Raw genomic sequence first — 19,572 nt, forward strand, 5'->3', positions numbered from 1 at the left:
GGTCAGGCCTCCGTTCCGGTGCTCTCAGCCGGAGCGGCAGCCGGAGCCTCGGCCTTGGGGGCCTCGGCAGCGGGAGCCTGCTGCGGCTTACGACCGCGACCGCCACGCTCGCCACCACGGCCACCACGGCCGGCCGGGCGGTCGTTGCCACCACGGGCCGGGCGGTTGCCGGCACGGGCAGCGGCGTTCTCGGCGCGGACCTCGGCGATGTTCTTGACGTCGCCCTTGTAGATCCAGACCTTCACACCGATACGGCCGAAGGTCGTCTTGGCCTCGAAGAAGCCGTAGTCGACGTTCGCACGGAGCGTGTGCAGGGGCACACGGCCCTCGCGGTAGAACTCCGAGCGGGACATCTCGGCGCCGCCGAGGCGGCCACCGCACTGGATCTTGATGCCCTTGGCGCCCGCCTTCATCGCCGACTGCATGCTCTTACGCATGGCACGGCGGAAGGAGACGCGGGACGACAGCTGCTCGGCAACGGCCTGGGCGACCAGCTGAGCATCGGTCTCGGGGTTCTTGACCTCGAGGATGTTCAGCTGGACCTGCTTGCCCGTGAGCTTCTCGAGGTCACCGCGGATGCGGTCGGCCTCGGCGCCACGGCGGCCGATGACGATGCCCGGACGCGCGGTGTGGATGTCCACCCGCACACGGTCACGGGTGCGCTCGATCTCAACCTTCGAGATGCCGGCGCGCTCCATGCCGGACGTCATCATCCGACGGATGGCGACGTCTTCCTTGACGTAGTCCTTGTACAGCTTGTCGGCGTACCAACGCGACTTGAAGTCGGTCGTGACACCGAGCCGGAACCCATGCGGGTTAACCTTCTGGCCCATTACCGGGTTCCTTCCTTGCTGCTGACGACCACGGTGATGTGGCTGGTCCGCTTACGGATCCGGTAGGCGCGGCCCTGAGCACGCGGACGGAACCGCTTCAGGGTCGGGCCCTCGTCCACGTACGCCTCGCTGATGACCAGCGAAGAAGCGTCGGTGTGGTCGTAGTTGTGCGCGGCGTTGGCAATGGCGCTGTCAAGCACCTTGCCGACCGGCACGCTCGCGGCCTGCGGGGCGAAACGCAGGACCGCCTGAGCCTCCGTGGCATCCATGCCACGGATAAGGTCCACCACGCGGCGGGCCTTCATGGGCGTAACGCGGATGTACCGCGCCTGGGCCCTGGCTTCCATGGTTGTCCTTCCAGTGTCTGTCATGGTCATTCCACCCCGCGTTAGCGGCGCTTCGACTTCCGGTCGTCCTTGACGTGACCCCGGAAGGTGCGCGTCGGCGAGAACTCGCCGAGCTTGTGGCCGACCATCGACTCGGTGACAAACACCGGAATGTGGGTCTTGCCGTTGTGCACCGCGATCGTGTGGCCGAGCATGGCCGGGATGATCATCGAGCGACGGGACCAGGTCTTGATGACGTTCTTGGTGCCGGCTTCGTTCTGTACGTCCACCTTCTTGATCAGGTGGTCGTCGACGAAGGGCCCCTTCTTGAGACTGCGCGGCATCTAAACCCGCTCCTAGCGCTTCTTGTTCGTCTTGCGGCGGCGGACGATGTACTTGTTCGAAGCCTTCTTCGGCGAACGAGTACGACCCTCCTTCTGACCCCACGGGGAGACCGGGTGGCGACCACCGGAGGTCTTGCCCTCACCACCACCGTGCGGGTGGTCAACCGGGTTCATCGCCACACCGCGGACGGTCGGGCGAACGCCCAGCCAGCGCTTACGGCCGGCCTTACCCCAGTTGATGTTGCTCTGCTCGGCGTTGCCGACCTCGCCGACCGTGGCGCGGCAGCGCTGGTCGACCAGGCGGATCTCACCGGAGGGCATGCGGAGGTGGGCCATGGTGCCCTCCTTCGCGAGCAGCTGCACCGAGGCACCGGCGGAGCGGGCGAACTTGGCACCGCCACCGGGACGGATCTCGATCGCGTGGATCGTGGTACCGACCGGGATGTTGCGGAGGGCCAGGTTGTTGCCCGGCTTGATGTCGGCCCCAGGACCGTTCTCCACGCGGTCACCCTGCTGCAGGTTGCGCGGGGCGAGGATGTAGCGCTTCTCGCCGTCGGCGTAGTGCAGCAGCGCGATGCGCGCGGTGCGGTTGGGGTCGTACTCGATGTGCGCGACCTTCGCCGGCACGCCGTCCTTGTCGTGACGACGGAAGTCGATCACTCGGTAGGCGCGCTTGTGTCCGCCACCCTGGTGGCGAACGGTCACACGACCGGCGTTGTTACGGCCGCCCTTGCTGTGCAGCGGGCGGACCAGCGACTTCTCCGGCGTGGACCGCGTGACCTCGACGAAGTCGGCGACGCTGGAGCCACGACGGCCCGGCGTAGTCGGCTTGTACTTGCGGATTCCCATTTCTCAGTCCTCGTCCGATATTCGGACCAGGGCGCTCCGTTAGGAGGCCTGGCCGAAGATGTCGATACGGTCGCCCTCAGCGAGGGTCACGATCGCGCGCTTGCTGTCAGCACGCTTACCGAAACCGCTCTTGGTCCGCTTGCGCTTGCCCTGGCGGTTGATCGTGTTGACCCCGGTGACCTTGACCGAGAAGACCGCCTGGACGGCCTGCTTGATCTGGGTCTTGTTGGCCCGCGGGTCCACGACGAAGGTGTACTTGCCCTCGTCGAGCAGCGCGTAGCTCTTCTCGGAGACGACCGGCTTGAGGAGGACGTCACGGGGGTCCGTGAAGCTCTTGCTCAGCGGCGTCTCGACGGTGTTCTTGCCCTCGGCCTCGTGGCGCTTCGCCTTGGCGACGCGCGCGGCCTTGGCGGCCTTGGCGGCCTTCGAGGCAATGCTCGGGTGACGCGTAGCCATCAGGCTTCGCTCCCTTCGGTGTCAGCGGCCTGGGGGCCAGACACGAAGGACTCGAAAGCGGCCTGGGTGAAGACCACGTCGTCCGAGACGAGAACGTCGTACGTGTTCAGCTGGCCCGGCTCCAGGATGTGGACCTGGGGCAGGTTGCGCGCGGAAAGCAGCGCGGCCTCGTCGGAGCGCTCGATGACCAGGAGCACGTTCTTGCGCTCGCTGACCTTGCCGAGGAAGCTCTTCGCGGCCTTGGTGGAGGGGGTCTCGCCCTCGATCACGCCGGTGATGACGTGGATGCGAGCGTTGCGGGCCCGGTCGGTGAGGGCGTGGCGCAGGGCCGCGGCCTTCATCTTCTTCGGGGTCCGCTGCGAGTAGTCACGCGGGGTGGGGCCGTGGACGACGCCACCGCCGGCGAACTGCGGCGCACGGGTCGAACCCTGGCGCGCGCGGCCGGTGCCCTTCTGGCGGTAAGGCTTCTTACCACCACCGCGGACCTCGCCACGACGCTTGACCTTGTGCGTGCCCTGACGGGCGGCGGCCAGCTGCGCGACGACGACCTGGTGAAGCAGCGGGATGCTGATCTTCTCTACGTCGAAGATCTCGGCCGGGAGCTCAACGGTCCCGGCGGTGTCGCCGGAGGGCGACAGAATGTCAATGGTGCTCATAGTCCTCAGGCCCCCTTGGCCGCGGTGCGGACCAGGACGAGGCCGCCGTTCGGACCAGGAACCGCGCCCTTGATGAGGAGCAGGCCCTTCTCCGCGTCAACGGCGTGAACGGTCAGGTTCTGGGTGGTGACCCGCTCGTTGCCCATGCGACCCGCCATGCGGAGGCCCTTGAACACACGACCCGGGGTGGCGCAGCCACCGATGGAGCCGGGCGAGCGGTGCTTGCGCTGGGTGCCGTGTCCGGCGCCGAGGCCCTTGAAGTTGTGACGCTTCATGACACCGGCGAAGCCCTTGCCCTTGCTCTTGCCGGTCACGTCCACCTTGATGCCGGCCTCGAAGGTCTCGGCGGTGATCTCCTGGCCGAGGGTGTACTCGCTGGCGTCAGCGGTACGGATCTCGACGAGGTGACGGCGGGGAGTGACGTCGGCCTTGGCGAAGTGGCCCTTGAGGGGCTTGTTCACCTTGCGCGGGTCGATCTCGCCGAAGGCGATCTGGACCGACTCGTAGCCGTCGGAGTCATTCGTACGAACCTGGGTCACGACATTCGGCCCGGCCTTGACGACGGTGACGGGAACAACGCGGTTGTTCTCGTCCCACACCTGCGTCATGCCGAGCTTCTCGCCCAGGATGCCCTTGATCTGCTTACCCATTCTCAGATCACCGGCCCTTAGAGCTTGATCTCGATGTCGACACCGGCCGGGAGGTCGAGTCGCATCAGAGAGTCAACGGTCTTGGGCGTGGGGTCGAGGATGTCGATCAGGCGCTTGTGCGTGCGCATCTCGAAGTGCTCGCGCGAGTCCTTGTACTTGTGCGGCGACTTGATGACGCAGTACACGTTCTTCTCAGTGGGCAGCGGCACCGGGCCCGCGACCGACGCACCAGTGCGCGTCACCGTCTCGACGATCTTCTTCGCCGAGGAGTCGATGACCTCGTGGTCGTAGGCCTTGAGCCGGATGCGGATCTTCTGTCCCGCCATGGCTACTCAGTAGTCCTTTGTCTCGTGAAACGCTCTGGAACCCGGGGGTTCGCGTTCCTTGTCTCCGACCCACGCGGTCGGGTGTGTCGCGCTCCTGCCGCACAGATATCCGCAAAGGATTTCCCTGCTCAGGGACGCGGCTCAGCCCAAAAGACAACCGCGGGACCGGGGGCTGAACACCCACCGGGCGCCTGGTCTGCACCCCGCTGACACTTCCCGGAAGATTCCCGTACGTCCGCTCCAGCGCTGCCTTACGACAGATGGGGCGACGAGTACTGTGGGACTCGCTTCCGGTCCCCCCGGCGGGAGGCGCGCAGCATCGGCACTCGACCGAGCAACCCCGCTAGTCTGCCATACGGTGCGGGGGGCTGGCCAATCGAGCCGAGGATCGTACCCCTTGGGTGACGTGGGTCAAACCGTGGGTGCGGTTGCGCGGGAGTGTCGGAGCTCGCCGGAGTCGGCGCCTCGCGGCCTCCGGGGAACTCTTCACCCAGCTCCGCGCACACGCATGGCCGCCGGAGTATGCGCGTTGCTGTCAGGCTGTCGGCGCACCACGAGAGCCTCGTTCGTCACGTATCGCTCGAAGGGGTCGAAGCAAGTGGGTGAGTCGATGACCAGAAGGAGTCGTGGACGTTAGGGCGGGGGATCTCGTGTCCGTAGTAGTCCCGACCATTGCCCTTGCGGCCAGGAGCGGAGACTTCAGATTTCTCGACGCACGGCGTCTGGACCCGCAGGTAGAACTGCCCCTTTTCACCCACGAGCAAACTCGCACTGAAACCGTCGCCGATTGCCGCGTCGATGGCGGGGAACTCCTGGTCGGAGTCCACATTTGTGATCTTGTAGCCTTTGCTCTTCCACCGCCGCTCGATCACTCCGAGGAGCGCCCCTCGACGCACCTCCGAAACATCCGTCATCACCACCGCGTTACGAATGACAGACCCATACCCGTGAGAATCATTATTGAAGTCTGTGCAGTCTCCGCTGCTTGAAGTGTCATGGGTCCAGTGAAGCGATGGATCGACCGATGAAAGCGTGTCAAACACCATCCCATCGGCCCTTTCTGCGGCTTCTTGCATGTTCATCTTTGGACTGCTCTCACTGTCTTCGGAATCCCCGTCCCCGGCAGCACAACTCGTGACAGCGAGGGCAATGACCACGACGCACATTATGCGGAACTGACGAAATTTCATCGCGGTGCCTCCGTCGTGATTTTGTCTGACCTTCCAGCCACGATTTTAGCGATGTTCCTTGCCGATTCTGGATCTTCTCGTGGGCCTACATGCGTCGGGTCTGCGGCCGGAGTGAAGTAGTCGGAATGAGCAGGCGTCATCCCCTCGCCGGACAGACCGAACGGCAGGGGGCCATCGCTGACACGGAAGCGCGTGGCTCCGAACGCCTTACTGGCCGGGTCCTTGCCGAACCAGACGTCATCGCCTTCCGGGTCGGCGAGAGTACCTAGTACCGGGCCCCCGAGGAGCGCTGCCGCGGCCTGAGTCTTCGAGGGAAGCCGGGTCACGGGGTCGTTCCCCGCAGAACCAACGAAAACGTGCTCCCTCCCGACATTGAGGTCGGACGCCCTCTCCGCCCCTGTTCCCGGACTTCCCAGCAGAATAATGTCATCGACGCCTGGGATTCCACCGTGCCGCCTGGCTGCAGTACCGACAGCAAGAGATCCATAAGAATGCCCGATTGCCGTGACATGTGGATCTCTCTGATCATTGGTAGCTCGCAATCCGTCCATGAAACCGCTGTAGGCGCGAGCCCCCTTTTCGGCGCTGGTGGTCGACCCGACCTCAAACAGATCCGGCGCGTCATAGCCGAGCCACACAATGGAAGCGCTCGATTTACTGTAGACCCTAGCGCCCTTTGCGGTGTTGAGACCTCGATCTAGCGTGCTGCCGGCAAATTCGGAATTGAGTGCGGTTCCGAGACCGGGGACATAGGCGGAGACATTTTTGGAGGTGTCCGGGTTTCCGTAGCTCACGATGGCTCGCCCGTTTCCCTCGTCTCCAATTCCCAGGAGAAACATGGGAGGGTTACTGGGCGAGGACAATTTATGTTCGATGCCCCTCATACCTGCCAACTGATCACGAGAAATGTCATCATGCTGTCCCTCCAGCTTGGCAATCAACATGTGAAGGTTCTCGCGATTGACCTCATCACGCACCACTGTCGGCATACCATCGAGATTTCCGATGATCTCCGGGAAAGCTGCCTTGTATTCCTGGCGCTCGGCATCGCTCAGGTGGTCCCACCAGTCCTTGCGCTCCGCCGGAGACTTGGTCAGGGGGATGTGGTCCGCGATGTAGTCACTGGCTGCCGAGCTCACGGAATCGACGTCCGACGCCACGTCCGCCCATGTCCTGGTGTCGACCGTCAGTCCCGGACCGGCTTTGAGCCTCCTCAGCGCCTCGCAGTACCGGGCGTCGATCTCCTGGGCCTCGCGCACGGCGTGAGCGATCCGGTCCGCAGCCTCCTGCGCCCTCGCCCGATGGGGATTCGGGCTCTTGAGGCCAGCCGCGCCGGCACCCGTCCCGGACTGATAGAGCCCGTTCTTGTCCGCCGGGTAGAGGCCCGGGTTACCCGAACCGAGCAGGCCGTTGTTGCCGATGACCGTCCCGCCCGGGATCTCGTCCCCTGTCAGCTCGTTCCTACCGCCGGCCGGGTACCCGACACCGCCGTTCTCGTCGAGGGTGTAGCCGAGCGCCGCCACGTCGTCCAAGGCCTCGCGCAGGCTCCTTCGTGGTGAGGCCAGTTCGGACGCCAGGCCGTCCAGCGCACCGCGGATGAGCCCACACTCGGTCCGGATGTAGTGATAGTTGTCGCTCAGTCGCCTGAGCCGCTTGACCGCTGCCGACGCAGACTCGCTCTCCTGCGTCTTGGCCAACGTCCCACTCATCTGCCCGTCCACCCGTTCACGCGCGGAGTCGGCGTGCTTGGACGCCCCGCTCCACGCGTCGGCGGCTTCGGACAGCTCGGACAGTTTCAGATCACGAAGCTGCTGCCAGGTGAGTGTGGAGACCACCGCTACTCGCTCTTCCCCGTAGTGGCGACCTTCACCGAGTCGGCCTGGGTTGCCACCTTGACGTCGACTTCGCCCATGTCCTTGGCCACCTGCCGCAACGCGGGTTCCAGGGAATCGCACTCGTCCCGTACGGACCCCAGCCGCCTCTGCCACGAGGCGACCACGGACTTCAGAGGGCCGAGGCTGGCGAGCCCCTCCGTCGCGCTCGCGATGCCGTCATGGGCGGAGCCCAGGTCCGCTTTCGACATGCCGGTACTGGTCCGGAGGTCACCGGCGGTACCCGCGGCCCGTGTCCAGGGCCCACTCGAGTGCTTCAGCGTCCCCGCACCACCCGCTCCGTGGCCGGACACGGAGGACCCGCCCGGGTCCGCGGACAGCTGGTTGAGCTGCATCTGCGTCGTGTGCCGCTTGGCAGCTGCGCTCTTGAGCTGCTCCCACTCATCCCACGCCATGCGTGGTCCCCTCCCCATGTGCCGTCATGCGCTGCCGAGCCGCCTTGGACCTCGGTGGCAAGGGCGAAAGGCGTTCGCTCCAGCCGTGTACAGCGTTGGACCCGACGGTAGCGACCCCGATCACGTGGCCCATCCGCGCAAACGGCCAGAAGCCCTGAGTATCCGTACTCATCGACGTCGGAATTGACACTCAGGAGTGACAGGCGTCGGCGGTCGGATACCGGGACGCCGGTCCTGACTCTCGCTATAGCCACGGCAACGTCCGAGAAGTACGGCGGCATCGACGGCCGGAACAGCCTGGAGATGTCCTTGCCCCTCACCTTGGGCTGGCGTCCTCGCCATGGCCAACCCGGCGGCCGTGGCTAGGAGTCATGAGCCCCCGTGTTCAGTCGCCGTGTGGGGCCACCCGTCGCCGAGTCCCCCACCCCCACCCTGAGTCCAACGACCGGTCACAGGCTGAACAGCACTCCGCGCCAGATCCAACCCGCGTCAAGAACCACCTGCTGAAGGAGGCTGCTCATCTCGCGCGTGTCGAGACGAAACGTCTCGGCCCTGCGCCGGCGGCCGTCGGTCGCCCGCTCGTACGTCCACCGGCGGGAGACGGTGGTGGACCGCCCGCGGCCGTACTCGCGCGACATGCTCCGCCTGGGTGGGTCCCCGATCAAGGTCACCTGCCACTGCTCGTCGAGAGATCGCACCTCGCGCCTCCCCGGGGCCAGCCGCATCCGGGTCTTGAGGGACCTCTCCAACTGCCTACGGGTGGATCCGCGGCCCGTGGCGGGTTCCAGAACCCGCCACTCCGCCACGAGGTCGGCCTTCTCGTCGGGGAGGGCGTTGCGCACGCGGAACGGCACGTCCCGCCCGTTGATCGCGAGCAGTGCGGCTCGGACCTCCTCGGCAGAACACGGTGCGGCACCGTTGTCGGGGTATTTGGTGCCGGTCAACTTGTCGAAGAAGCCCATCGGACCAACCTGCCTGGGTATGTGCGCGCGAACGGGATGAGTACGCCTCCCGATGCCTCGGGCGGCCGCCGTTGACGGGGTCCTGCTGCTCATCGCCCCGGGGCAGCAGGTGCCGGGACCACGGCGAACTCTGAGACCTGGTCTATTGGGCCATGCGCCTGCTCGCGATCGCCAGGGCTTTACCTCACCCCAGTCCATGTGGACGCACCGGGCAGATGCTGGCTCCGTCACGCTCGGGTGCACGCGTCATCCCACGCTGCGCGCCATCCTCACGGGAGTGGCAGTGGCTGTGTCCTGGCCATCGCCCACGGCCGGCGTCGAGTCGATCTCTATCAGAACTGCTCGATCTTCTGGCCGTCCGGAACCAGATAGCAGCCGGATACGACGAAGAAGTTGAGGTTCGGCGGATTGTCCTTGGCCTGGTAGATGATGTTGACGCTGAACTTCTTCGCGTCGTTGTCGGCCGTGAGGCCGAGATTCTTGTTCCGGCTACTGTCCGGTCCGTAGGCGACAACCTCCCAGCCATGCTTGGGCAGTTTTGACTTCAGCTGATCCATCACGTCCTCGAGCTGCTCGGGCGAGGTCGGTCTGAAGGACCAGGAGTGGAAGATCTGGAAGTACCTGTCCGGGTCCTTCATTCCGCATTCCTTGACTCCCGGCCCGGTGTCGGGCGCCTTCCCTTTGAGGCCGATCAGGTTGTACAGCTCACTGGAAGTCTTCTTCGCATCCTCGGCGGCGTCACTCGACGTGCTGACGCCGGAAGACGGGATGTCGTCGTGGTTCTCGGCGTTGGCCACGCGGCAACCGACGAGGATCCCAAGGGCCGTGGGCAAGGTGAGCGCGAGGGCGCCCAGTTTCGTCTTCAAGCCGGGACCTCGTTTGAACAAACGGGGCGAGCAAGGCGAAGGCGGCCTTGTCGGCGAGATCGCGGAGGCTTGACGGCGCATACGCGGCCTTGTGTGAAGCTCATGGTGACAGCGTGCCGCGGGACGGGGAAGGACGGCATGAGCGGGCGTACTCAACTGGTACTCAGGAAGCGACGTGACAGCCCTGTCCTCGCCGGGACGAGGCGCATTTGGTTCGGGGCCGGCGGGTCTGATCGGTTGACAGATCACGTACCTGCCAAGGCCACGGACGAGCCGTCGCGGACTAACGGACCTCGCCTATCAACTCGCCCAACACGCCCAGCGCAGCTCACAACCTGGCGGCGTGCGAAGATCCCCGCGGCTTTCCCGAGAAACTGCCTGGCTAGAAGGCTAGCGATGAAGAACCGGATATTCTCGCGCACTTCCGGCTACGCAAGGGAACGTCGGCGTTTGGCGATGACGGCGGCCGTTACGGCTCCGCCGACGATTACGGCGGAGCCGAGCGCGAGCCACAGGATGCCGCGGTCGTTGCCGTGGGATGAGGCTTCGGCCGCCGTGTCGTCACCCTTCGCTTGAGCGGCAGGTTCCTTGGAGGCAGCACCCTGAGTGGACGGTGCCGTGGCCGGGAAGTCCTGGAGCGGAAAGGCATGGGCAGGGCCCGTGTCGCCCGGATCCCTGAGGGCGATGCGGGGGCGGACGATACCGTAGCCGATGGAGTCGTTGCGCTTGGCTCCGTCCGTGGGAGCGCCGATCGTGTTGAGCATGACGCGCAGGATTTGGTAGTTGGTCCAGGTCGGGTGCTTGGACCAGATCAGGGCGGCGCTGGCGGAGGCCAGGGCGGTGGCGTCGCTGGTGCCGCTGCCCTTGCAGAGGCCCGTCTGGCCGCCGCAGGCATGGACCATGTCTTCCCCTGGGGCGGAGATGTCCACTTGAGAGCCGTATTGGGACCAGGAAGTCCGCCGGAGGTTCTTGCCCACAGCTGCCACACCGACGACACCGGGAGTGGCCGCTGGATACTCGACGGAGTTGCCCTTGTCGCCGCTGTTCCCCACGGCGGCGAAAACGAGCGAGCCGTGGTCCAGGGCGTATTTCACGGCAGCAGTCAGCTGGGGTGCAGTGATCGTCGTACCCGCTGAAATGTTGATGACCTGAGCGCCTGAGTCTGCCGCGTAGCGGATGGCCTTCCCGAGGAACGAGGGCCCCGCAAAGCCGTTCCCGTCATCCTTGGCAGGCATACGAACGGGCAGAATCTTGGCGCCCGGCGCGAGACCGAACGCACCGTTTCCACCTCCGTACGCTCCTGTGCCGGCGATGAGACCGGCCATCCCCGTGCCGTGGCCGTCGTAGTCCGTGTGCTCGTCTCCGGAACGGCTTGAAGGCGCCAAGTCCAGTCCGTCGAGGACTCGTCCCTTCAGATCGGGATTGTTCGGGTCGACTCCGGTATCGATCACAGCGACGGTGATGCCTTTGCCCGTGCTCGTCCGCCACATCTCCTCGGCGTGCATGGCGTCCAGGTACCACTGCTGGGAGCGGGTGGAATCGGCGTGAGCCTGCATGGACATGCCCCCCACCAACAGCAGGCCGATGGCTGCTGAGGCCAGAACCTGGAGCCTCTTGCGCCGCGCATTGCCGGTGGACATCTATGTCCCTTTCGTATTTTTTATAGTTCAGTCAGTGGTCGGTGCTTCACCGCGGCGGTCGGTCTGTCGCCTCCGCTTTGTCTGCCGGGCGCCACCAGTCTGGCCAGGGGCGCCGCCGCGAGCACCTCTGCGATTGCCTGCCTCACTGGGCGTACCGCCGGAGATGCCTCCTCGCGTCGGCCCGGAGGCTACCGGTGCGCCGGGGCGGGCCGGCGCGCGGCCTGTCTGCTGTGGGGTGCCACCCACGACGCCGTCAGAGGGCATCGGCGCGGCGCGCCCGGTAGGTCGGCCCACGGGCGGGCCGCCAACTACCCGCCCACCCTGTCCTGATGTCGGCATGCGACCGGTCGAACCTCGACTACCTGCAGGCTCACCACCAACGACCGTCCCACCGGGTAGCCGACTCGTCGGCCGGCCAGTGGTGGGCGTCGTGGTAGGACGTCCACCGGCGATGCCCGAATTGCCCGGAAGCCCACGGCTGGAGCCTTGCCCTGGAACGGTACGGCCCGGAGCCACTCCGGAGCCCGGCATGTTGCGGCTCGGGGCCGGTCCGGCACCAGCAGCTCCACGGCCGGGAAGAGAGTCGACGGCTCGCTGCCCGGGCCGGCCGGCCATGCGTCCGACAACGTCCGACCTGCCCGGGCCGACGGAGGCCGAAGGTACGCGTGGAGCAGCGCCCGAGATCGGCAGCGTCATGCCACTGCCTGCCGAAGGTGCCCCTGTGTTCAGGCGGGAAGCGGGGAGCATCCCGTCCGTCGCTCCTGTGGGCCGTTGGTGAACTTCGGGGGTCGTGGTGGCCGAGTCGATACCGACATGAGTGGCGGGCTCGACCGTCCGCGCATGCAGGTGAACAGACGGTGCCTCACTTGTCGGCAGGTCCGTCCCAGGCCGCTCTGGGGTCACTGCATGTCCGCTCTCGGTCCCCACGTGGCTGGCGGTGGCGAAGCCTCCGGAGCCGGTGCGGCCCCCGCTCACCCCCCTGGAGCGCTGGGCCCCGGGGCGAACCAGATCCTCGGACTTCTCACGGAGAGGCACAAAAGCCTTCGGCGGCGGCGGAAACCTGGGCCTCTCCAACCCGTCCAGCTGTGTCGCAGACAGCCTGTACGCCTGGCCCAGCTTCGTCATCTGGGCGGCGGCCTCCTGGCGGACCTTCTCCTTGTCGGCGGCGAGGGCCGCGAGTTCGGTCGTGGACTTGTGGCTCACCGTCGCCGCGTCGGGGTCGTTGTGGGCCGCTGTCGCCGCGTCCAGGTTCGCCTGGGCGCCGGCCTTGTCGCGGGGGATCGACGCCTGGGCCTGGGCGATCGCGTCGGAGGCGTGTCCCAGCCAGGTCGCGGAGTCCTCGCCGAAGTCACCGAGGCGCAGCGTCGCGTTGGCGAGGTCGCCGGTCCAGGTACGGAACGCGTCCGCACCCTCGCCCTTCCATTCCACCCACTGCGGACGCACCTTGAGCTCTTCGGCGATCTTGCGGATCTCCTTGGCGGCCGCGGTCAGCCGAGTGGCGGCGGCCTGCACCGTGCCGGCGTTCGCCTGGTCCAGCCACGCCAGCATCTGTTCGTGGCTCATGTCCTCGAAGGACGTGGCACCACCGGTTCCCTTGCCGGGCATCAGCACTCTCCCATCGAAGCCATCAGATGCTGCCGCCCGAGTCGCCGCCCACCGGGGGCCGGTCCGGCTTCGCGTCGCCGCTGCCGTGGCTCTTCTTCGGGAGTCCGGGGTCGTATTCCCCGCCGTAGTGGTGCGTGGTCTCCGCGCTGATCGCCTGCATGCGGTCGCGGATGTCCAGTTCGATGTTCTGGTAGCCCTTGTGCGCGGCCAGCACCGCGATGTTCATGCCCTCCATCGAGTCGGACAGCAGCTTCGACAGGCTCTCCAGCTCGGTGATCACCGTCTCGTACGAGCTGAACAGGCCGGACGCCTCTGTCCACGCGCCCGCTCCACCGCCGAACTGGTGCCGGACCAGCTGCTCCTGGCCCACCTCGCCCGGGCCGGCCGCCGAACCCTTGAGGTCGCGGATCAGGTCGTCGACGCGCTTGCGGAACTTCGTGAACGACGACAGTTCGGTGACCACGTCACCGACGGCGTCCCGCGCCGCGTCGAACACGTCCGACGCCCACGACGTCGGTCCGGGCGCCGCCCCGCTATCACTCGGCAACACAATCTCTCCCCCGTACAGCCAAAACAGCCGAAGCTTCACCGGCAACTCTAGCTATCGGCTGTGACAGTCCACACCGGGCCTGTGGCGAAGAGTGACCAGAATCGGGCCATCCCGAGGCGCGGCTCGGCCGGTTGCCGAGGGCGGTGACGAAGAGCATGGCTCCACTCAACCTCGCCGCGGAAACACGGCACATGAGTGCCCGTACTCATATGTGGGAGCGGGAGTATTCCAGGTGCTCCTGCGGGTCAGCCTTCGGAGGCGTACGGCACGAAGTCCGTCCGTGGCTATGGCGCGAGCGCGAGCCCTGGTCCCGGCCACCGGCCCCAGCCGCAGTACCGGCCCCGGCCTGAGCTGTGGGCCGCCGACAGTCCAACTCGGGCCCGTTCCCGTCCGGTGCGGCCCGCGCCCCTCTCTAAGGAACACGTGAGGGAAGCCCCACCCCTCCCTCCCGGCTGTCGCGCAAACTCACTCCCTCGAGTGAGAATGCGCAACTCGGCTGCATCCGAGCCAGGTTGCTCGCCCTACGCTCAGCTTGAAATTCCACCTTTGCGTCGTTTGGCCTATTTTCTTTCGCCTGTGTTTGTTCATGAGGCACTGTTGCTCCCCTGTTCCCTGATCCACCGGACAGGCCCCTAAGGCTGGGATGCCATCTGCACGTCGGTGCAACCGCGCTGTTTCGCCTCGTGGTCGGCGAACGCCGTCACCGCGGATGCGGCGAATCGGGCGGAGTAGTGACGGACCGGGTATGTGCCAGTGTCCCTGTCGTAGAGGTGATACAGCACGAACACGGCAGGCTGCGTGGACTGAGGGCACTTCGCGGTGGCCCAGGAGTAGTCGTCGTCCTTGTGGGTGGGGCCGTATCCCTCCTTGAGATTGCGACCCTCACTCGCAAGGAAGTCCTTGGCGGCAGCACCGTAGTAGGCATACAGGCCGTATCCAGGCTTCTTGGTCGGTGTGACGAGGTAACAATTCACCTGTGGAGCCTGCGTATCCGCGGGAAACTCCATGATCGAGGGCGTGCTGCTCTCCGCCGCTGTGGAAGCCGGCTCTCGAAGCGCGGCGCAGGAGCCCTGCGCCTGCGCAAGTGGTTTGACCGCAAGAGACTTACCGAGCGTGGGAGCGGACACGTCAGTGAGCTGCTTCCCGGTCCTCGCCCGGCATCCGTGCTTGGCAGCCGCTTTCTGGGCGGTCTCCGTGATGACCCGACCCAGCCCGGTGAGTGCGGGGCCGTTGTTCGAGGCATGAAGGTCACCGTATGCGACAAGAGCCCTACTTCTCTGGTTCTGGCAGTCGAGCGCGACCACGACCTGCGGGAACCCTTGGTCGGTGACGATGCCGGGCCAGCCGTTGCCGAGCGGTGCCGCCCGGCCCTCGACTCCGTCGGTGTCGGAGTCGTACCGCGCGAGGGTGTCGGAGGGGGGCGTGTCGCTGCTCCAGCGCAGTTTGATCTGCAGGGTGCCGCCCCGCACGCCGGACTCCGTGGTCCTCACTGAGCACTGAGCCAGGTAGTCACCGCCGGAATCAAGTGATCCGGCCCGCAGGTTCGAGGAGCCCAGGGCGGCGTCGAGTCCGCCTTGGGCCAGCGTGCCGTCGCACGCCTGGTCCAGCGAGCGGCCGTTCCGCCAGGAGTCGTATGCCCCGGTGCTGTACAGCACCTGAGCCACGACGCCTAGGACGAGGACGAATGCCCCCACGTACCAGCCTGCGTGTATGCGTCGGAGCCTGGAGTTGATCTGCATCGTGCTCATTCTGTCGAGGGCTGTTCCCCGCGGCGTTCAGCGGTCGCTACGAAGGGTGTTGAGCGTGTGGTTGCGGCCGAAGTCGTACTGATCCTGTCCTGCGTGGACAAAGAACTGCGTGTAGTCGCTGTCGATGCCGTGGCCGCGACTGTTCGCCCACGCCCTGACCATGTGCTCCACATCGTGCTGGCCGGCATCGTAGGTCTCGGCATTCTTCTGTGTGGCAGCGAGATTCGCCTCGGCCACATGCTCCTTGTTGGACTCGTACGCCCACACATCGACGGTCTTCGTGGCGAGGTCTCCGACGGGGCTGAGATCGGACACGGGATTGAACATCAGTGCCGTGCTCAGGGAGGTGCCCAGACCGTGGTTGAAGTCGGCGGCCCACTGAGTCTTCTTGAACCGTTCGTCGAAGATGACGTCGGACCGTACGCCGTCGTAGGCACCCATGGCGCGTGAGCTGTCGACGACGCGGTCGTGGATCGTCTTGTCACCAGCGTCCTGGGGTATACCGGCCAGGACATGGTGCGAGTACTGCTGCTCCGCCCCGTAGAGATGCCCGAATGCCTCCGGATCGTCTGCGACGCCTCGCATGACAGCGGCGAGGCGTTGGTGCCCCACAGCGAGGTGCGCTCCATCCTTGTCGTGCCAGACGGAACCCGAACTGTCCCAGTCGATGTCGTAGCGCGACGATGACTCCGCGTAGATGCCGTGCGTGTCGGGCGTGTACGACGTCAGGATGTGCGCCAAGGGCGTGGCGAGATTCTTCGGCAGTTCCTGTGCTTGATCCGCCGAGTACAGGGTGTTGATGGTGTGCTGCAGGATGCGGGCCTGGGGCAGAGTGTGCTCTCGGACGGCGTGATAGGCGCCCGGCGCGCCCCCGGTCGTAGCGGCCTCCAGAGCGGCGCCGAACCCCTTACGGACGTCACCGTCCTCGACGACGACCGGAGGACCTGTCGTGGTGCCACCTGGGGGGGTTGCGTAATGGTCGATAACGGTGTCCCAGTCTCGCCCGTGGAGGAGGTACTCCAGATTGTCGTTGTGCGCCGGATCCAGGTACTCGGTGCTGGTCGCCGGGTCATCGGACATGATGCCAAGGACACCGTCGAGCGGGTCGTTGGCGAACCAACCCCGATCCTTGCCAGTGAAGTTGTCCCGCAGGGCCCAGACGGACTCGGTGTGCCCCTTGGCTGTGTACGACTCCTCCGCGTGCCGGATGTCGTCCGCGGTGTCATCAAGGAACTGGCCGGAATAACCGTGCCCCTGCTGCATCAGGGTGACCAGGCTCTGATAGCCCCGGACCTTCTCATCCGGAATCGGGCTGAGGCCGTCCACCTTGAATTCCTCGGTTCCAGCCTTCTGTATTTCCGCACGAAAGTGCTTGTAGAAGGAGGAATTCGGGTCACGCGTCGCAGTCGCCAGCGTGGTCGCGAGGCCCTTCTGGATGTCCAGGTCCTGGCTGCTGTGCTTCTTGTCGTCGTAGTGGGCGAGGCTGTCGAGGTCGTTGGCGAGCTTCAACGTCCTGCGCGCGCCGAGGTCATCAAGCAAGGTCTGGCTGAACGCCATGTCGCCCGAATTGTCACGGAAGAGCCGCTGCAGTTTCTGGTAGTCGCGCGCGGACGCCTTACCGGCATCGATGCGCAGCGCGATGTCCCTGGCCTCGTCCGCCTCGTACTTCTCGATGTCGCCCTGGGCCTTCCCGTTGAAACCGTTGAGGGTGCCATCGTTGACGTCGGAGTCGATCACGACGGCGGTGAAGGCGACCTCGACGCCCTTGTCGGCGTCGTCCACGTCTCCGACCAGCTGGTCGATGCGCTGCTGCCACGAACTGACACTCTTGCGAATGCTCTCCTGGTAATCAGGGTCATGAGCAAGAGCGGTCCGATCCCCCTGGCTCAGCTTCTCGGTGTCGTACGAGATCACGCCCTGGCCCGAGACCTTCATGCCCTTCGCTAGGGCTTCGTCCCGAGCCGCCTCCAGTTTTTTGCGCAGGTCCACAAACTGCGTGTGGGCGTCACGCAGCAGGGAGGCGATCGCCTTGGCCTCGGTCTGGGCGTTTTGGAACTCCTTCAGCGTGACATCGAAGCGTCTGTTGGCGGCCTCTGCGCTCAGTCCCGTCCAGGTCCGGCCCATGGAGATGCCGTACACATCCCGCTTGTACGCCGTCTCCTGCTTGTGGAACTCCTTCGCCATACCGTCCCAGCGCTCAGCGGCCGTGGTGAGCGTGGCCAGGTCGGTCGTCATGATCTCGTGGTATGTCGGCATGGGTCCCCGTTGTCTGCGTTGGCGTGCGAGTCGGTCACGATGGCGGTGAGGACAACCGCGCTTCGGTCAGTACTCGTCGATCGGAGAAACCCCGCGCACGCCTGTCCCGACTCCGAGGTCCGTGCTCTGCAGCAAGATGTTGGTGCTCCCCAAGGCCGCCTTCTCAGACGCGAGCCGGTTCATGAGGTTCTGAACCTGTTCGCCCCACGTCCTGTGTGCCTTCTTGAGGCATCCTGAGGTGAACCATCCGTGGCCATCCTTGGGCCCGAATGCCTTGACGGCGACGCCGGTCTCCCCGTCCGCCCAGTCACCCGACTTCCGGGTGTCGGGCTCGATGTACAGTTCGATGGCGCGAGCCGCGGCCCTCTTCTCGGCAGGCGACGACGCCAGATCCGGTTGACCGGCAGGAACCCCACCGCCGGGGTCTGCGGGGAGTTGGTTCAGCCGCATGCCGACCGGGCTTACGGCCTCCCTGCTGACTATGTGTTGCTCTCCTGCAGACTCAGCCATGAATACCTGCCCCCGTTGCGCTTACTTGGCGTGCGCCTGTCAGGCTATCAAGCGGCCGGAGCTTCGCCATGATGGATCAGTCGGGGCTCCGACCCACCCGGCGGCGATCTACCCTCCCCCCAACCACCACCAGACGTAGCCCGCCCTCACTCCGCCTGGAGCACTCCCGCGCGACACCTCACCCCCGCCCGACCATGCTGAACGCATGGCAGAAGAAACCGTCACCCTCCCCGAGCGGCCCGAGCAGCCCCTTCCCCCCGTCCGGGACTGGCCCGCCGGCGAGCTGAACGCCACCGAGTTCGAACCGGTGCTCGCGGAGCTGATGCGGGAGGGGCCGCTGACGCGGATCCGGCTGCCGCACGGAGAGGGCTGGGCGTGGCTGGCGACGCGTCACGACGACGTGAAGGTGATCACGAACGACCCCCGGTTCAGCCGGGCGGAGGCCGCTGTCCGTCAGGTCACCCGGCTGGCGCCGCACTTCGCGCCGCGGCCCGGCGCGCTGGCGTGGGCCGACCAGCCCGACCACAACCGGTTGCGGCACGCCGTCTCGGCCGCCTACACCGTGAGCGCGGTCAAGCGGCTGCGTCCCCGTGCGCAGGAGATGCTCGACGCCCTGGTCGACGACATGGTGCGGGACGGGTCGCCCGCCGATCTCATCGAGCGGGTCCTCGAGCCCTTCCCGATCTCGGTCGTCTGCGAGGTCATGGGCGTACCCCTGGACGAACGGCAGAAGCTGCACGCCTGGACGCGGGAGATCATCTCCACCGCGGGTGGCGCGGATGCCGCCGAGCTCGCCAAGAAGGGGCTGTTCGGGTGGATCGGACAGGCCGTCCGCGACCGCCGTGACAACGAGGGCGGGGGTGACGGCGACAGCGAGGACGTTCTCTCGCTGCTCGGGGCCGCCGTGCGGCGGGGCGAACTCGGCGAGGAGGAGGCGGTCAGCGTCGCCGGCCCGCTCCAGATCGGCGGAGAGGCCGTCACCAACAACTCCGGCCAGATGTTCTACCTCCTGTTGACCCGTCCCGACCTGCTGGAGCGCCTCCGCAGCGACCCCGCGTCGCGCCCCGCGGCCATCGAGGAACTCCTGCGCTACATCCCGCACCGCGCTGCCGTCGGCCTGCCCCGGATCGCCACGGAGGACGTCGACCTCCAGGGTGTCCGCATCCGCGCGGGTGACGCCGTGTACGTCTCGTACCTCGCCGCGAACCGCGATCCGGCGGTCTTCCCCGACCCCGACCGGATCGACCTCGACCGGGACGCCGGCGCGCACGTGGCGTTCGGCAACGGGCCGCACTTCTGCACGGGCGCCGTCTTCTCCCGGATGCAGATCGAGCTGCTGATCGACACTCTGCTGGACCGCCTCCCCGACCTGCGCCTCGCCGTGCCCGCCGATCAGGTCCCCTTCCGGCAGCGCACGATGATCCGCGGCCCGCTCGCGCTGCCCGTCGCCTGGTGAGGTGAGCCGGCGGGACATGAGGTGACGTCTCGGACGGGCGCCCCCGGGGATTCCCGGGGGCG

19 protein-coding genes are annotated in these 19,572 nt (G+C 66.3%); 1 reads left to right on the top strand and 18 read right to left on the bottom strand.

From position 1 onward, the window contains the following. Positions 1–2: 2 nt before the first annotated feature. The 18 genes from rpsC to OG199_RS18520 form a co-directional block, all read right to left on the bottom strand. The gene (gene rpsC, locus OG199_RS18435) at positions 3–833 is read right to left on the bottom strand and encodes a 30S ribosomal protein S3 (protein ID WP_351947971.1); all 831 of its coding nucleotides are present in this window, start codon (positions 831–833) and stop codon (positions 3–5) included. After that, positions 833–1,180 (bottom strand): 50S ribosomal protein L22, encoded by a 348-nt coding sequence (rplV, locus tag OG199_RS18440; RefSeq protein WP_004571827.1) that lies wholly within the window; start codon positions 1,178–1,180, stop codon positions 833–835. Before rplV ends, rpsC begins: the two co-directional genes overlap by 1 nt. Positions 1,181–1,221: 41 nt before the next feature. Then, complete coding sequence (rpsS, locus tag OG199_RS18445) at positions 1,222–1,503, bottom strand: 30S ribosomal protein S19 (protein WP_005481224.1); 282 nt, start codon at positions 1,501–1,503, stop codon at positions 1,222–1,224. Between the two features lie 12 nt (positions 1,504–1,515). After that, positions 1,516–2,352 carry a 50S ribosomal protein L2 gene (gene rplB / locus OG199_RS18450; RefSeq protein WP_030039757.1) on the bottom strand — a complete coding sequence of 279 codons (837 nt, stop codon included), beginning with the start codon at positions 2,350–2,352 and terminating at the stop codon, positions 1,516–1,518. Between the two features lie 39 nt (positions 2,353–2,391). Beyond that, positions 2,392–2,808, bottom strand: a complete 417-nt coding sequence (gene rplW / locus OG199_RS18455) for a 50S ribosomal protein L23 (RefSeq protein ID WP_356804105.1) — start codon at positions 2,806–2,808, stop codon at positions 2,392–2,394. Next, complete coding sequence (gene rplD / locus OG199_RS18460) at positions 2,808–3,464, bottom strand: 50S ribosomal protein L4 (RefSeq protein WP_037747970.1); 657 nt, start codon at positions 3,462–3,464, stop codon at positions 2,808–2,810. The genes rplW and rplD overlap by 1 nt, the downstream gene beginning before the upstream one ends. Before the next feature lie 5 nt (positions 3,465–3,469). Then, complete coding sequence (gene rplC, locus OG199_RS18465; RefSeq protein WP_266700849.1) at positions 3,470–4,114, bottom strand: 50S ribosomal protein L3; 645 nt, start codon at positions 4,112–4,114, stop codon at positions 3,470–3,472. Between the two features lie 17 nt (positions 4,115–4,131). Further along, positions 4,132–4,440, bottom strand: coding sequence for a 30S ribosomal protein S10 (rpsJ, locus tag OG199_RS18470; RefSeq protein ID WP_003948644.1), 309 nt, complete (start codon positions 4,438–4,440; stop codon positions 4,132–4,134). Positions 4,441–5,009: 569 nt separating this feature from the next. Next, the gene (locus tag OG199_RS18475; protein ID WP_405830354.1) at positions 5,010–5,630 is read right to left on the bottom strand and encodes a hypothetical protein; all 621 of its coding nucleotides are present in this window, start codon (positions 5,628–5,630) and stop codon (positions 5,010–5,012) included. Continuing rightward, positions 5,627–7,465 (bottom strand): alpha/beta hydrolase, encoded by a 1,839-nt coding sequence (locus tag OG199_RS18480; protein ID WP_405830355.1) that lies wholly within the window; start codon positions 7,463–7,465, stop codon positions 5,627–5,629. The genes OG199_RS18475 and OG199_RS18480 overlap by 4 nt, the downstream gene beginning before the upstream one ends. A gap of 2 nt (positions 7,466–7,467) precedes the next feature. Further along, the gene (locus tag OG199_RS18485; protein ID WP_405830357.1) at positions 7,468–7,917 is read right to left on the bottom strand and encodes an amino acid ABC transporter permease; all 450 of its coding nucleotides are present in this window, start codon (positions 7,915–7,917) and stop codon (positions 7,468–7,470) included. A 449-nt stretch (positions 7,918–8,366) separates the two neighbouring features. After that, positions 8,367–8,879 (bottom strand): hypothetical protein, encoded by a 513-nt coding sequence (locus OG199_RS18490; RefSeq protein ID WP_405830359.1) that lies wholly within the window; start codon positions 8,877–8,879, stop codon positions 8,367–8,369. A 332-nt stretch (positions 8,880–9,211) separates the two neighbouring features. Then, entirely contained in the window at positions 9,212–9,745 is a 534-nt protein-coding gene (locus tag OG199_RS18495; RefSeq protein ID WP_405830361.1) for a hypothetical protein, read from the bottom strand. A 428-nt stretch (positions 9,746–10,173) separates the two neighbouring features. Continuing rightward, positions 10,174–11,385, bottom strand: coding sequence for a type VII secretion-associated serine protease mycosin (gene mycP / locus OG199_RS18500; protein ID WP_356804115.1), 1,212 nt, complete (start codon positions 11,383–11,385; stop codon positions 10,174–10,176). 1,627 nt (positions 11,386–13,012) lie between these two features. Beyond that, positions 13,013–13,540 (bottom strand): hypothetical protein, encoded by a 528-nt coding sequence (locus OG199_RS18505; protein WP_405830363.1) that lies wholly within the window; start codon positions 13,538–13,540, stop codon positions 13,013–13,015. Positions 13,541–14,172: 632 nt separating this feature from the next. Then, a complete protein-coding gene (locus OG199_RS18510; protein WP_405830365.1) occupies positions 14,173–15,279 on the bottom strand; it encodes a hypothetical protein in 1,107 nt (368 codons plus the stop codon). A 36-nt stretch (positions 15,280–15,315) separates the two neighbouring features. Next, a complete protein-coding gene (locus OG199_RS18515) occupies positions 15,316–17,523 on the bottom strand; it encodes a hypothetical protein (RefSeq protein WP_405830367.1) in 2,208 nt (735 codons plus the stop codon). 87 nt (positions 17,524–17,610) lie between these two features. Next, positions 17,611–18,054, bottom strand: a complete 444-nt coding sequence (locus OG199_RS18520; protein ID WP_405830369.1) for a hypothetical protein — start codon at positions 18,052–18,054, stop codon at positions 17,611–17,613. A 205-nt stretch (positions 18,055–18,259) separates the two neighbouring features. Between OG199_RS18520 and OG199_RS18525 the strand changes: the two genes are divergently transcribed. Next, positions 18,260–19,510, top strand: a complete 1,251-nt coding sequence (locus tag OG199_RS18525) for a cytochrome P450 (RefSeq protein ID WP_405830370.1) — start codon at positions 18,260–18,262, stop codon at positions 19,508–19,510. Positions 19,511–19,572 lie beyond the last annotated feature (62 nt).

Source organism: Streptomyces sp. NBC_01176 (genome assembly GCF_045039825.1).
Classification (GTDB): domain Bacteria; phylum Actinomycetota; class Actinomycetes; order Streptomycetales; family Streptomycetaceae; genus Streptomyces.

Coding starts and splice junctions, on each gene's coding strand:
- rpsC (WP_351947971.1), bottom strand. CDS start 833: ATGGGCCAGAAGGTTAACCCGCATGGGTTCCGGCTCGGTGTCACGACC.
- rplV (WP_004571827.1), bottom strand. CDS start 1,180: ATGGAAGCCAGGGCCCAGGCGCGGTACATCCGCGTTACGCCCATGAAG.
- rpsS (WP_005481224.1), bottom strand. CDS start 1,503: ATGCCGCGCAGTCTCAAGAAGGGGCCCTTCGTCGACGACCACCTGATC.
- rplB (WP_030039757.1), bottom strand. CDS start 2,352: ATGGGAATCCGCAAGTACAAGCCGACTACGCCGGGCCGTCGTGGCTCC.
- rplW (WP_356804105.1), bottom strand. CDS start 2,808: ATGGCTACGCGTCACCCGAGCATTGCCTCGAAGGCCGCCAAGGCCGCC.
- rplD (WP_037747970.1), bottom strand. CDS start 3,464: ATGAGCACCATTGACATTCTGTCGCCCTCCGGCGACACCGCCGGGACC.
- rplC (WP_266700849.1), bottom strand. CDS start 4,114: ATGGGTAAGCAGATCAAGGGCATCCTGGGCGAGAAGCTCGGCATGACG.
- rpsJ (WP_003948644.1), bottom strand. CDS start 4,440: ATGGCGGGACAGAAGATCCGCATCCGGCTCAAGGCCTACGACCACGAG.
- OG199_RS18475 (WP_405830354.1), bottom strand. CDS start 5,630: ATGAAATTTCGTCAGTTCCGCATAATGTGCGTCGTGGTCATTGCCCTC.
- OG199_RS18485 (WP_405830357.1), bottom strand. CDS start 7,917: ATGGCGTGGGATGAGTGGGAGCAGCTCAAGAGCGCAGCTGCCAAGCGG.
- OG199_RS18490 (WP_405830359.1), bottom strand. CDS start 8,879: ATGGGCTTCTTCGACAAGTTGACCGGCACCAAATACCCCGACAACGGT.
- mycP (WP_356804115.1), bottom strand. CDS start 11,385: ATGTCCACCGGCAATGCGCGGCGCAAGAGGCTCCAGGTTCTGGCCTCA.
- OG199_RS18510 (WP_405830365.1), bottom strand. CDS start 15,279: ATGCAGATCAACTCCAGGCTCCGACGCATACACGCAGGCTGGTACGTG.
- OG199_RS18515 (WP_405830367.1), bottom strand. CDS start 17,523: ATGACGACCGACCTGGCCACGCTCACCACGGCCGCTGAGCGCTGGGAC.
- OG199_RS18520 (WP_405830369.1), bottom strand. CDS start 18,054: ATGGCTGAGTCTGCAGGAGAGCAACACATAGTCAGCAGGGAGGCCGTA.
- OG199_RS18525 (WP_405830370.1), top strand. CDS start 18,260: ATGGCAGAAGAAACCGTCACCCTCCCCGAGCGGCCCGAGCAGCCCCTT.